A 14,242-nucleotide genomic window follows, 5' to 3' on the forward strand; every position below is an offset into this window, starting at 1 on the left:
CCGGCTTAATTGGTCCAACCTGCATTTTGTTTCAGGTTGGGATTTCTTTGCGTTTCTACCAGCGGGATGGGCCAGGTATAGATATAATCGCCCTGGAAAGAATAGGTATACACATTGGCACCCCAAACTTGTTTTACCCCATTACCGGTGTAGAACACTTTATCTTTCCATGATTTCCACCTGAGCTCATCAAAATAATTGATGCCTTCGTTCGGGAACTCTACACGGCGCTCATTCCTGATACGCTCGCGCAGATCAGCCTGCCCGGCAACCATGGTAGCTGTGCTTGAATTTAATAAAGCTACACCTGCCCTGGCCCTAACCTCATTAACTTTGGCTACAGCATCGGCTGTTAGGCTCTGCTCATTCAATGCCTCTGCCCACATCAGCAGCACATCGGCATACCTGATCAGGGGAAAATCGGTAGGTCCATATGATCTGTTTACGATTTCGGCGTTGCCTTCGTAAACAAATTTCCGGTACAGGTAATAAAAATAGCTTTGTGTATCGGTACGCAGGTCGCCACCTAAAGCAGCCTCGCCCCGGTATGGCCAGCGTGCGGTTACTGTGGCGTTAATAGAACCAAATACACCATTATAAGTAGCATATGGAGTGATCACATTGGCAGCCAAACGCGGGTCGCGGTTAGTGTATGCCTGCAATATCCGGGCCTCGTTACCTGTTGGTAAATACAAGCTCATTTGGGCGCCCCGGGATGTAGCGGCAGCTATTTCTTTATCGGTAAGATTGTTCCTTAAGAAAAACACTTCCCGCTGAGCCGGAGTTAAGCCGGAATATTCCGGTAAAACCGAATCCCAGTTAAAAGCCGAACCATCCAGGTTCTGGTAAAGATCAACCAGGTTGGGCGATACCAGGTAATCATTCCAGCAAGAACCAAAAGACGAGCGTGTACCGCAGAACCATTGGGTAGTTGAGCCATATCCCGTGGTTCCGCCACCGGCTACAGCTACGTTCTGGATAGAAAATATCATTTCGCTGCATTGCTCATTAGCCGCTTTAAACAAAGTGGTATAATTAGCAAACAGCGCATATCCGGCAGATTTTACCATAGCGAAATCCGCCGCAGCCAGATCCCATTTTTGCATATACATATAGGCTTTACCACGCAGGGCGTAAGCGGCGCCTTTGGTTACATGGCCATAGTTGGCAGCCCCTGCTGCATAAATAGAAGGCAGACTGGGCTCGTTGATGGCATCGGTCAAATCGGCCACTACCTGGTTCCATACATCCGTTTCGGACGACCTGGCTTTTATGGCCTGGTCGGCAGTAAAAGGTTCCAGATAAATGGGTACACCTTTCCATAGCTGGTTTAAGCGCAGGTAAAAGTAGGCTCTCAAAAATTTACACTCCGCTACATAACGGGCTTTTTTTGCCGGATCGGAAGGCGATTTCAACGGTATATTTTTGATCGCATCGTTTGAACGCTGTACACCTTCATACAAATTTTGCCATATACTACTGTAAATTCCATTACCTGTAGTTATGGTACCAGACAACATGGATTCCAGGTTGCGGGTTTGTCCGGTAAAACCAAAACGGTCCAGCATATATAGCTCCAGACCCGAATCAGTACCTGAATTTTCGCCTAATCTTAATGCCTGGTATACGCCGGTGACACCCAGATCGGTTAAATTATCGTTTGTCCACATGTTGGTGGAGGGAACCGAAGAATAAGGCGATGTATCGAGCAGGTTTTTCTTGCAGCCCGTTACTATGGCCACAGTTAACATTAATATAAATATCTTCTTCATCATTTTTTTATTTAAGCTTAAAAGGCAGCATTTAAACCAACAGAGTATTGACGCATGGTTGGGTAACCAGCACTCGCACCTATTTCAGGATCAAGTCCCGGATACTTGGTTATCGTAAATAAATTCTCGGCTGCTACATAGATCCTTATTTTACTTAAAGACCATTTCTGGGTCAAGCTTTTTGGAAGCGTATAGCCTAACTGAACATTCTTCAATTTCACGTAGGATGCATTGTACAAATAGAAATTGCTGGCTAAGTTGTTCTGCGCATCGGATGTATTTTTTAAGCGTGGATAATGCCCATTAATATTATTAGCCGGGTCTGATGGGTTGGCATCATTATAATAATAGTGATCATTTGCCACCAGGTTGTTTACTGCATAACCCAACTGAACAATGGAATTGTTATAACCTCTATCGTTCCAGTAATAATACATGCCAAAACTTCCGGCCCATATCATAAAGCAGTCAAAACCTTTGTAGGATACATTGAACTGTAAACCGGCATTGTATTTTGGTGTTGATGATTTGTTGGTAAGCTGGGCATCATAGCTATTGCCGTAGATACCATCGCCGTTGCTATCACCATAGATCAGGTCGCCATAATAGATTTTGGTTTTGCTGATGCCATTGGCTGGCTGAAACTGGTATCCGGCGTTCATCATGCTTTGCAACCAGGCCATATCCTGTGGCGTACGGATCATACCATCTTTAGGCCCGCCATTCTTATTCACCGAACCATCTGCATTATTATAGGTTCCATTTCCTTTATACACCGGGTACAGATAATACTCATTGATAGCATGTCCCTGGATAACCCTTGTAGTACCACCACTTGAAACCTGACCGATGTTTGATGAGTAAACGCGGTTTCCGCTGGCATCGGTGGTGTAACCTTCCTGCAAGGTGCCTTTATATTTTTCGACCCGGTTAAAGTTGTAGGCAAAATTACCCGATACGCTATAGCTTAAACCGCCGGCCTGGCCGCGATAGCCCAGGGTAACTTCAATACCTTTGTTTGATACCTCGGCAATGTTTTGTGTCGCCGCTGTAGCCGTACCTACGGTTAATGGTATGGTTGGCGTGAATAAGATACCTGTGGTATATTTACGATAGGCATCGATCTCAAAATTCATTTTCCCTTTAAACAAGTTTCCGTCCAAACCGATGTTGCTGGTTGTAGTGGTTTCCCACTTCAAGTTTTGGTTGGCAAATTTTGTTTGAGCCAGGCCCGTTACAGCAGCCCCGTTGTATGAATAAGCGGTCGGATTGTAAGTCGCCAGGTAATCATAATTACCCAAAGCGGCATTAGAGTTCAGTACGTTATTACCGGTTTGTCCCCAGGAGGCACGCAGCTTTAGGTTACCTACATATTCATTTACGTTTTGCATAAAAGGCTCTTCGGAGATACGCCAGCCCGCGGCAAAGGCCGGGAAAAAGCCCCAGCGATTAGCCGGCGCAAATTTTGACGATCCATCGTACCGGAACACTGCTTCCAACAGGTAGCGTGATTTATAATCATAGTTCAAACGCCCGAAGAATGATCGTAAGGCGTAATTATAAGCATCACCAGTGGCAGCTGTTGGTGTTGTTGCCGAGTTTAAGGTGGTAATTGAGGGATCGATCAATCCTAATTTGGTGGCATCAAAGTAGTAATATTTATAATCGTACTGATCATAACCTACTAAGGCCCCAATAGTATGATCTTTAGCAATAGTGGTATTATATCTTAAAACCGCATCGAGCGTGATCAGGTAATTCTTATTGAAATCATAATAAGTGCTCAATTGCGACGGCGCGGTGGCAGCTTGTTTTAAGGTATTGGTCGAAAAATCCCATTTTTCAAAAGGAATGGAGTAGGAATTATTCTCTTCAAAACGAGTCTGGTAATTGAATTTGGTTTCCAGGGTTAAACCTTTATACAGGTCGATGTTAGCGAAAAACGTGGTATTGATCCTCGATTCCTGATCACTTCCGCCGGTAGTGGTTAAATAACTCGCGATATTATTAGCTGTTGATGATTCCTCCGGAGCCGAAGGAAAACCATATTTACCATTGTAATAGGGATAAACGCCAGGTGTGGTTTGCCATAAATAGTTAAAAGCATTGCTGGTATTTGCCAGGCCAAAAGTTTGCAATGAGGCAAATGTTTGTGTACCAACGGTTAAAAATTTAGTTGGCTTGGTCTGCAAATTCACACGGAACTGGTATTTGTCTGATCCGGTATTTTGCATGGTACCCGGGTTACCGGTATAACCGGCTGATAGCAGGAACTGGGTAGTTTCGTTACCGCCGCTAATGGATAGGTTGTGATCCTGCAAGATGTTATTCTGAAAAATTGTTTTGGCCCAGTTGGTATTGGGATAAGCAATATAATTTGGTACGCCTATAGTGTTTAAACCGTTGGGGTCGGCATCGGCTTTTTGCCATTGCGCTATGGTAGCAGCGGTATAAACCGGAGTTTGACCCAGGTTCTGGTAACCTTCGTTGACCAGTTGCATGTGCCGCACATAATCAGACACAAACGAAGGCATATTGGTTGGATTGGTTTTAGAGGCGATACCATTATAAGTTACCGTAGTTTTATTTTTACTTCCTTTTTTGGTGGTTACCAGGATAACACCGTTGGCCGCCAACGAACCATATATGGAAGCCGCAGCGGCATCCTTTAAAATAGAGATACTTTCTATATCATCGGGGTTTACGGCATCTAAAGTGCCCTGTATACCATCGATAACTACAAGGGCATTGTTATTATTCAAGGTACCCATACCCCTGATACGGATGGTGGCGCCATCAGCACCTGGCTTGCCTGAACTTTGCATCACCGATACACCGGCGCTTAGACCTGTTAAAGCAGATGACACATTGGTTACCGGTCTGTTCTCGATATCTTTTGCGCTGATGGTAGCTACCGAACCTATCAGGTTAACCTTTTTCTGGGTTCCGTAGCCTACAACTACTACATCGTTCAGGCTGGTGCTTTGTTCTGCCAATACAATATCTACAACCAGTCCGTTACCTACGGTTTTTTCCTGGGTAACAAAGCCGATGTATGAAAACACCAGCGTAGCATTGTTATCAGGCACGCTGATCATATAAGTACCTTTCGCATCGGTAACCGTACCGTTCGCGGTACCTTTTAGTTTAACGCTAACCCCTGGTAAAGTTTCGCCTTTACCGTCTTTTACAATACCCGTAATTTTCCGCGTTTGAGCGTAGGCGCTGCCAATAAACAAGGTGAGTATCATTAGAGTTGCGAGGGAATTTTTAAAGCACCTTTTAACGATGCCTTTACCCTGGTCGCTATAGGAGTAAATTTTATCCATTTTAATTCAATAAGTTTTAAATTTTGTTGGTGTATGGTTGTTAAAAAGGTATGGGCATACCTTTAATTAGTTTCCGATCCCTGACCGTTGGGAACATCAATCGCGCTAAACCGCATTACCCGGAGGCCTAATAAAATATCTTTTCTTTCATAATCTGGTTTTAATGGTTGCAACAAATTTGAAGTTATTGACAGCGGAGGAAGGGGTAAAATCCTAAGAAAATGGGGGCAAAATTCTAAACAGGTCCATCCAGAAGGCTTTTAAAGCAATTATTTTAAGACAAATGATCAGACTATATTTTAATAAAGAAGGATCATTCAACTGTAAATAATGGATTATTCCAGGCAGAAATTGGTAAACATCTGCAGGGTTGCCTAACTTGAGCCCGTATAATTCATTTGCTTATTTATCATGAAAAATCATATCAATAGTGTTTATATCGTGGGTCTTGGTGCAATGGGCAGCATGTACGCGGCCAAACTACAGGATATAAATCCAGGCTTAGTAAAGATCATCGCCTCCGCAGAACGCATAAAAAACTATCAAAGTTCCGGGATCAAGGTTAACGAGAAGCTCTATGAATTCAATTATATCCAGCCTGGCGACCACACCTGCCCTCCTGCCGATCTCATCATTGTTGCGGTTAAATCCCCTCAGCTTGCCTCGGCAATAAACGACCTGAGCGGATTTGTGCACGATGATACCATCGTCATTTCGTTACTCAATGGTATATCCAGCGAAGAACAGATCGGCGAAAAGATCGGGATGAAGCATTTACTTTTTGCCTATGGCGTTGGGATGGATGCCGTTCGCGAAGGCAACATGGTTACGTACTCCAATCCAGGCCGGATAGTTTTTGGCGAAAAGGAAGATAGCACTGATTCACAACGGGTACAGGCAGTAAAGGAATTATTTGACAAGGCCGCTATACCTAATCACATTCCTACGGATATGTACAAGGCCCTTTGGTTTAAATTTATGATGAATGCCGGCATTAACCAGGCATCAGCCGTATTGAAGGCCCCCTACGGACAATTCCAGCAAAATAAGCAAGCCCACAAACTCATGCTGATGGCCGCGGAAGAAGTAGTTACCTTGTCGCATCAGGTGGGCATTTTTCTGGGTCAGGACGATATTAATGAATTTACCCGGATAGTTGACGGGCTCGGTCCCGAAGGAAAAACTTCCATGTTACAAGATATTGAGGCTGGCCGTAAAAGTGAGGTGGAACTTTTTGCCGGAACGGTGATAGAGCTTGGCCGGAAATACCAGGTACCTACCCCAGTTAACGAAACTTTATATACCATTATTCGCGCATTAGAAACAAGCCGAGAAATTAATTAGTTATTGTTCTGTAGAGACGCATATTTGCGTCTCTCAATTTCGAGACATACGATCTCCAGGTTATCTCTCTGTATAATTTGAGACGCAAATATGCGTCTCTACAACAAAAATGATTAGCATTTTTAAATAGCCTCGTAATCCTCTATTTTAAATTTTGTTTGTATAAAACTTTTTATACTTTTGTTTTAGTGTTATATTAACAATTAATATTACATGACCAGTTATAAATATTTTACCAGCAATTCCGTCAGCTCGTCTTTTCTATTAGTCAGTTAAAGGGGCAATAAAAAAAGTCCGGTTGGCCATATTGTAATACAAATCAAAATAAGTGTTATTTAAACACTAATAATACATGAACAAAGATCAATTAGTGATTGGGGTGGATTACGGATCAGATTCTGTACGCTCCGTTATAGTAAATGCTTCAAATGGCGAAGAAATAGCTTCGTCGGTATATGAATACCCACGCTGGCGCGATGGCTTGTTTTGCGAGCCAGGCATCAACCAGTTCAGGCAGCACCCTCAGGATTATATTGATGGCCTGGAGACTACTATTAAAGACTGTATCGCTCAGGCAGGCGGTGCCGGTATTGTGGCTTCCATAAAAGGTATTTCTGTTGATACCACAGGCTCCACTCCCGTTGCTGTTGACATATATGGTACACCACTGGCTTTAACACCGGGTTTTGAAAATAACCCAAACGCCATGTTTGTGCTTTGGAAAGACCACACAGCAGTAAAAGAAGCTGCGGAGATCAACACTCATGCAGCTTTGTTTGATACCAATTACCTGCAATATGTGGGTGGCATCTACTCATCAGAGTGGTTTTGGGCCAAACTGCTGCACGTTTTAAGGGTTGACGAAGCAGTAAGGAATGCGACCGCCTCATGGGTAGAGCATTGCGACTGGATCCCTTTTTTACTCACCGGGGGAACCGATGTTAAAGCCATCAAACGCGGGCGCTGTTCTGCCGGCCATAAAGCCCTATGGGCCGAAGAATTTGATGGTCTACCTCCCGATGTTTTTTTCTCATTGCTTGATCCGCTATTAAAAGGGTTCACGCATAAACTATATAAAGATACTTATACTGCCGACCAAGCCGCCGGTACGTTAAGTGCCGAATGGGCACAACGCCTGGGTCTCTCAACCGAAGTTGTGGTTGGTACAGGCGCATTTGACGCGCACATGGGAGCCGTAGGCGGGCAAATTGAACCTTATTACCTGAGCAAAGTAATGGGTACATCTACCTGCGATATATTGGTTGCTCCAATAGCCAACATGGAGGGTAAACTGGTGCGCGGTATATGCGGACAGGTAAATGGTTCAGTTATTCCGGGGATGGTAGGTTTGGAAGCAGGGCAATCGGCCTTTGGCGATACTTATGCCTGGTTTAAAAATATAATTTCATGGCCTGTTAATCACTTGCTATCCCAATCAAAAATAATTGACGAAGCTACAGCCAAAGCATTAAAAGTCGAGCTAAGCGATCTGATCATACCTGAATTGAGCAGGCAGGCGGCTTTCATCCCTGTTGATGAGCCCAACGAGCTTGCTGTTGATTGGTTTAATGGTCGCCGTACACCTGATGCCAACCAGGAATTGAAAGGTACTATAACCGGTCTGAGTTTAGGCAGCGACGCGCCTCGCGTTTTTCGCGCTCTGGCAGAAGCTACCTGCTTTGGTGCAAAAAGTATTGTGGACAGGTTTATTAGTGAAGGTATTCCGGTTAAAGGTATCATTGGTATTGGAGGTGTGGCTAAAAAGTCGCCTTTTGTTATGCAGATGATGGCTGATGTACTGGGCATGCCTATCCGGATCCACCAGTTTAAACACACCTGTGCCCTGGGCGCAGCCATGTTTGCCGCCGTGGTAGCCGGTATATATCCTACGGTTGAAGAAGCCATGACGGCCATGGGGCGCGGTTTTGACGAGGAGTATTACCCCAATGCCGAACTTGCAGCTATTTACAGCAAACGGTACGAGCAATATAAAGGCCTAGGGGAGTTTGTAGCCAGTCAAACAGCCAAAACCACAACAGCCGAACTTCAAAACAATTAATCACATGAGCAAGTATCAACATATCAAGCAAAAAGCTTATGAGGCAAATATGCAATTACCCAAACTTGGGCTGGTGTTGTTCACTTTTGGCAATGTAAGTGCAGCCGACAGGGAGCTGGGTGTTTTTGCTATCAAACCCAGCGGCGTACCTTATGATGAGCTGACACCAGAAAAAATGGTGATCGTTGATTTTGATGGCAATACGATAGAAGGTGACCTGCGCCCATCGTCAGATACCAAAACACATGCTGTTTTGTATAAACATTGGGATGGTATTAACGGGATTGTACACACCCACTCCACCTATGCCACCGCATGGGCACAGGCGCAGCGTTGTATCCCGGTTTTCGGGACTACCCACGCCGATCATTTAACGGTTGATGTACCCTGTGCACCGCCGATGAGCGATGAACTGATAGCAGGCGATTATGAATACCAGACCGGTCACCAGATCATCAATCATTTTAAGGAAAACGACCTTGATCATCAAGAGGTTGAAATGATACTGGTAGGTAATCATGCCCCCTTTACCTGGGGCAAAACAGCCGAAAAGGCGGTTTACAACAGTGCAGTTCTGGAGGCAGTAGCGCACATGGCCCATTTAACAGAACAAATAGATAATTATGCTCCCCGCTTAAAAGACTCGCTCATTAAAAAACATTACGAACGCAAACACGGGCCCGATTCTTATTACGGTCAATAATACACCCCATGAAATTACACTGTTTAATCATATTTGCTGCGGGCATTCTGCTGAGTACTCAAACATCGGCCCAAACCAAAGTTGCCGTTACACCACCAATGGGCTGGAATAGTTATAACTGTTTTGGCTCGGCTGTTCACGAGGACGAGGTTAAAGCTAATACCGATTACATGGCCAAATATTTAAAGCCATATGGCTGGCAATATATCGTGGTTGATTTTTTATGGTCGTATGATAACCCTCCGGGCAGCAATATTGGCAACCCTTTTCAAAAACGGTTACAAGATGGTTCATATATACCCTGGTTAACTATGGATAAATGGGGACGGTTAACACCTCAGCCCAATAAGTTTCCATCGGCATTGGGCGGTAATGGCTTTAAATCACTTGCCGATTATGTGCACGCGCAGGGATTAAAATTTGGCATCCACGTAATGCGCGGCATCCCAAGACAGGCGGTATGGGCAAAATCACCGGTAAAAGGCACCAATGGCATTACTGCGGATATGGTTGCAGATACCAACTCGCAATGCCCCTGGATGAACCACATGTACGGGCTCGACATGAAAAAGCCTGGTGCACAGGAATACCTGAACTCGTTGTTGGAATTATACGCCTCATGGGGAGTAGATTTCATTAAGGTTGATGACCTGTCGCGCCCTTACAGTGCGGCCGAAGTTGAAGGCTACAAAAAAGCCATCGATCAATGTGGCAGGCCTATAGTTTTAAGTCTTTCACCGGGAGAAACACCGCTTAACCAGGCTGCTCATGCTACCCAATATGCCAACATGTGGCGCATGGCCGATGATTTTTGGGATAACTGGAAAGAAGTGCTGCATATGTTTGATTATGCTAAAAGCTGGGAGGGCGTAGGCGGCCCCGGTCACTGGCCTGATTGCGATATGATACAGATCGGCAAGCTATCCAAACGTGGCCCGGTTGGCGTTGAACGGTACAGCCGTTTTACCGAAGATGAACTTTATACCCACATGACCTTCTGGAGCATCTACCGATCACCCCTGATGTTGGGCGGTAACCTGCCCGAAAATCGGGAGCTGGAACTAAAGCTGTTTACCAACGATGAAGTGCTAGCAGCTAATCAAAACGGAGAAAGCCCGCGCCAACTGTATAAAAAAGACGGAGCCATGGTTTGGTATTCGCACGTGCAGGGTAGCAAAGACCTCTATGTAGCCTTATTTAATATTGGTGACGACCAGAAACCCGTATCCATTGATTTTGCATCCCTTGGCCTTAAAGGCAAAGTAAAGGCGCGTGATCTCTGGAAGAAACAGGACCTTGGTCTGTTTAAAAAAGGCTACCAGCAAAACATTAACCCGCATGGCGCAACCCTACTCAGGTTATCGACGGACAACAATTAAATATCAATTACTAATTCAATAACACAATAATTATACAATGATCGACCTGAAAACATTTGAAGTTTGGTTCATAACCGGGAGCCAGGACCTATACGGAGAAGAAACATTAAGGCTGGTAGCCGAACATTCACAGCAAATTACAGCAGGACTGGACAGTTCTGGCAAAATTCCTGTGCGTGTGGTTTACAAACCCGTTGTAAAAAGCACTGATGAAATATATACCACGCTGCAACAGGCAAACCTGGCCGAAAACTGCATTGGTGTGATCACCTGGATGCATACCTTCTCCCCTGCCAAAATGTGGATCCGGGGTTTAAGCATCCTGAAAAAGCCGCTATTACACCTGCACACCCAATATAACCGCGATATTCCATGGAGCTCTATTGACATGGATTTTATGAACCTGAACCAAAGCGCTCATGGCGACCGTGAGTTCGGCTTTATGGTATCACGTATGCGCATTAATCGTAAAGTGGTAGTTGGGCACTGGCAGGATCCCGAAGTTTTAAGCCAGATAGAAGCATGGACACGCGCTGCAGCCGGCTGGTACGATTGGCAGGGTGCTAAGTTTGTTCGCTTTGGTGACAACATGCGTTTTGTTGCCGTTACCGATGGCGATAAGGTGGAGGCTGAATTAAAATTTGGCTTCTCGGTAAATACTTATGGTATTGGCGACCTGGTAGCCGTGATCAATGCGATAGCTGACACGGATATCAATACATTGATCGATGAATATGAAACTACATACACCATGGATGCTTCGCTTAAAAAAGGCGGTGAAAAACATTCATCCGTTTATGAAGCTGCACGGATAGAGTTGGGCTTGCGCAAGTTTTTAGTCGATGGAGGCTTTAAAGGTTTCTCGGACACATTTGAAGATCTGCATGGTATGGTACAATTACCAGGTATTGCTGCCCAGCGCCTGATGGCCGATGGTTATGGTTTTGCCGGCGAAGGAGATTGGAAAACCACTGCCCTGGTACGTGCTTTTAAAGTAATGGGGGCCGGACTAAAAGGCGGCAACGCTTTTATGGAAGACTATACCTATCATTTCGACCCCAATAATGCATTGGTATTAGGCTCGCATATGCTGGAGGTAGATGCTTCTTTGGCAAATGGTAAAGCAGCTTTAGAAGTTCATCCTTTAGGTATAGGCGGCAAGGCCGATCCGGCAAGGCTGGTATTTAATGTAGCAGGCGGCCCCGCGCTTAATGCGGCGCTGGTGGATATGGGGAATCGTTTCCGTTTATTGATCAATGAAGTAGAAGCCGTAGAGCCCGAGAATGACCTGCCTAAGCTACCCGTTGCCCGCGTACTTTGGAAACCATACCCTGATATGAAAACCGGCTGTGCCGCATGGATATATGGCGGTGGGGCCCACCATACTGCCTACAGCCAGAACTTAACCGCAGAACATCTGCAGGATTTTGCCGACATGGCGGGCATTGAATTTTTACGTATCGGAAAAGATACCCGTATTGACCAATTCCGTAACGAGATCAGGTGGAACGAGGTAGCTTATAAATAATTATTCCCAATTTAAAAACTGATCTGGCGGCTACTTGATGGGTACCAAAGCCGCCAGATCAGTCATATCAACCTCAATTAAAATCAAACCAAATTATGAGTAAATTCTCCACTATTGATTATATCGTATTCATCATCTACTTTTTTGTAGTGGCCGGATATGGTTACTGGGTATACAGCCGTAAGAAAAAAACCAGTATCTCCGGCAGTCACGATTTCTTTTTGGCCGAAGGTTCACTTACCTGGTGGGCCATCGGTGCATCGCTCATTGCCTCTAATATTTCTGCAGAGCAGTTTATCGGTGCCAGCGGCCAGGGTTTTACCGTGGGTATTGCCGTAGCCGCATACGAATGGATAGCCGCCATCGCGCTCATCATTGTAGCCGTATGGTTTATCCCGGTATATCTCAAAAACAAGATATTTACCATGCCACAATTCCTGGAAACCAGGTATAATCAGTCGGTAAGTTTGATCATGGCTATTTTCTGGCTGTTTTTATATGTTTTTGTAAACCTCACCTCTATCCTCTTCCTGGGCGCATTAGCCATCAACAGCTTAGCCGGCGGCGATCCTGTTACTTTCCACTGGATCATTATCGCGCTTTCTGCTTTCGCATTGGTTATTGCCTTAGGTGGTATGAAAGTTATCGGCTTTACCGATGTGATACAGGTTTTGGTACTGGTCATTGGCGGCCTGGCTACCACCTATATTGCTTTAACGCTGGTTAGCGAGCGTTTTGGTTTGGGTAAAGATGCCTTAGCTGGTTTTACCGCCATGCTCAAAGATTCGCCCGAACACTTTAAAATGATATTAGCTAAACCAGGACCGCACGCGTCGCAGGCTGATATTGACAAATACCTGCTATTGCCGGGCATAGCCATGTATTTTGCGGGGCAATGGATAGTGAATTTAAATTACTGGGGCTGTAACCAATACATCACCCAAAGAGCTTTAGGCTCCGACCTAAAAACAGCTCGTACCGGGATATTATTTGCAGGTTTAATGAAACTGGCCATGCCTATTATTGTGATCCTGCCGGGTATAGCAGCCTATGTTTTGTATAAGAATGGCGGCTTACACAATGAGATGAATTCAGGCGGACATTTAAACGCTGACAATGCTTATTCGGCAGTGCTTGGATTTTTGCCAAGTGGTTTAAAAGGGCTTTCCATAGCGGCTTTAACCGCGGCTATTGTAGCTTCACTGGCTGGCAAAGCCAACAGTATATCCACCATATTTACCATGGATATCTACAAAAAATATATCAAAAAAGATGCTGATGAAAAAGGCATGGTGAAGATGGGTAAGATCATTATCGCGTTGGCTATGTTACTATCTGTTTTACTAACCTGGAAGGACTTGTTGGGCATTGGTGGCGAAGGCGGTTTTACTTTCATCCAAAAATATACCGGCTTTATCAGTCCGGGTATATTTGCCATATTCATATTGGGCTTCTTCTGGAAACGCACCACCGGCGCTGCCGCTATCGTTGGGATAATAACCGGCTTTTTGATGTCGGTACTATTTAATAACTACGCGCCAAGATTGTTTGGACATGAAACATTTTTATATACCGCTTTCCCGAACGGGCATGGTGGTTATGAGATCCCATTTTTGATCTGCATGGGCCTGTCGTTCCTGTTCACGGTTATTGCTATAGTCCTGGTAAGCTTTGCCGGACCCAAAATCAACCCCAAAGCCTTTGTACTTGATAAAACCATGTTTAAGGTTGAACCATCTACATTGGCACTCATCATAGTAACCTTACTGCTCCTTACCGCGCTTTATGTAAAGTTCTGGTAGATCAGCATTATCAATATACTATTTAATCAAAAGAGGCTGTATCATAAATCATGATCAGCCTCTTTTTCTTTGATCTATCCGGATATTCAATCACGAATTGATGTACAGTCTTGGGTTGGGTTAACTCCGTTAAAAAAAAGTGGGTTTACATGGTTTACACTTTTTAGGATTTAAATTTATTTATTGTATTGAATATCAATTATTTGCAATATTTTTCTATCAAAAAAACGGTTTACAGTGTAAACCATAAATATGATCGGCTAAATTTCAATTCCTAGATGGCACAGCGGCAAGGATGGTCAATTTGATTGATGATACAGCCTCTT

8 protein-coding genes are annotated in these 14,242 nt (G+C 44.5%); 6 read left to right on the forward strand and 2 right to left on the reverse strand.

The genetic code is table 11. The features are described from left to right. Positions 1–5: 5 nt before the first annotated feature. Both BLR84_RS14560 and BLR84_RS14565 read right to left on the reverse strand, forming a co-directional pair. Entirely contained in the window at positions 6–1,775 is a 1,770-nt protein-coding gene (locus BLR84_RS14560; RefSeq protein WP_255366947.1) for a RagB/SusD family nutrient uptake outer membrane protein, read from the reverse strand. A 14-nt stretch (positions 1,776–1,789) separates the two neighbouring features. After that, positions 1,790–5,101, reverse strand: coding sequence for a SusC/RagA family TonB-linked outer membrane protein (locus tag BLR84_RS14565; protein ID WP_255366948.1), 3,312 nt, complete (start codon positions 5,099–5,101; stop codon positions 1,790–1,792). 411 nt (positions 5,102–5,512) lie between these two features. On the opposite strand from BLR84_RS14565, the gene BLR84_RS14570 reads away from it, so the two are divergent. The 6 genes from BLR84_RS14570 to BLR84_RS14595 all read left to right on the forward strand — a co-directional run bounded on the left by BLR84_RS14570 (position 5,513) and on the right by BLR84_RS14595 (position 13,916). Further along, positions 5,513–6,445 carry a ketopantoate reductase family protein gene (locus BLR84_RS14570; protein ID WP_090469121.1) on the forward strand — a complete coding sequence of 311 codons (933 nt, stop codon included), beginning with the start codon at positions 5,513–5,515 and terminating at the stop codon, positions 6,443–6,445. A 352-nt stretch (positions 6,446–6,797) separates the two neighbouring features. After that, the gene (locus BLR84_RS14575) at positions 6,798–8,504 is read left to right on the forward strand and encodes a ribulokinase (RefSeq protein ID WP_090469123.1); all 1,707 of its coding nucleotides are present in this window, start codon (positions 6,798–6,800) and stop codon (positions 8,502–8,504) included. A 4-nt stretch (positions 8,505–8,508) separates the two neighbouring features. Further along, complete coding sequence (locus BLR84_RS14580) at positions 8,509–9,207, forward strand: L-ribulose-5-phosphate 4-epimerase (protein WP_090469125.1); 699 nt, start codon at positions 8,509–8,511, stop codon at positions 9,205–9,207. A gap of 8 nt (positions 9,208–9,215) precedes the next feature. Beyond that, positions 9,216–10,586, forward strand: a complete 1,371-nt coding sequence (locus tag BLR84_RS14585) for a glycoside hydrolase family 27 protein (RefSeq protein ID WP_090469129.1) — start codon at positions 9,216–9,218, stop codon at positions 10,584–10,586. A 37-nt stretch (positions 10,587–10,623) separates the two neighbouring features. Continuing rightward, positions 10,624–12,114, forward strand: coding sequence for an L-arabinose isomerase (gene araA, locus BLR84_RS14590; RefSeq protein WP_090469132.1), 1,491 nt, complete (start codon positions 10,624–10,626; stop codon positions 12,112–12,114). Positions 12,115–12,209: 95 nt separating this feature from the next. Then, the gene (locus BLR84_RS14595) at positions 12,210–13,916 is read left to right on the forward strand and encodes a sodium:solute symporter family transporter (RefSeq protein WP_090469135.1); all 1,707 of its coding nucleotides are present in this window, start codon (positions 12,210–12,212) and stop codon (positions 13,914–13,916) included. Positions 13,917–14,242 lie beyond the last annotated feature (326 nt).

This window comes from Mucilaginibacter sp. OK268, from assembly GCF_900103125.1.
Classification (GTDB): domain Bacteria; phylum Bacteroidota; class Bacteroidia; order Sphingobacteriales; family Sphingobacteriaceae; genus Mucilaginibacter.

Coding starts and splice junctions, on each gene's coding strand:
- BLR84_RS14565 (WP_255366948.1), bottom strand. CDS start 5,101: ATGGATAAAATTTACTCCTATAGCGACCAGGGTAAAGGCATCGTTAAA.
- BLR84_RS14575 (WP_090469123.1), top strand. CDS start 6,798: ATGAACAAAGATCAATTAGTGATTGGGGTGGATTACGGATCAGATTCT.
- BLR84_RS14595 (WP_090469135.1), top strand. CDS start 12,210: ATGAGTAAATTCTCCACTATTGATTATATCGTATTCATCATCTACTTT.
- BLR84_RS14580 (WP_090469125.1), top strand. CDS start 8,509: ATGAGCAAGTATCAACATATCAAGCAAAAAGCTTATGAGGCAAATATG.
- araA (WP_090469132.1), top strand. CDS start 10,624: ATGATCGACCTGAAAACATTTGAAGTTTGGTTCATAACCGGGAGCCAG.
- BLR84_RS14570 (WP_090469121.1), top strand. CDS start 5,513: ATGAAAAATCATATCAATAGTGTTTATATCGTGGGTCTTGGTGCAATG.
- BLR84_RS14560 (WP_255366947.1), bottom strand. CDS start 1,775: ATGATGAAGAAGATATTTATATTAATGTTAACTGTGGCCATAGTAACG.
- BLR84_RS14585 (WP_090469129.1), top strand. CDS start 9,216: ATGAAATTACACTGTTTAATCATATTTGCTGCGGGCATTCTGCTGAGT.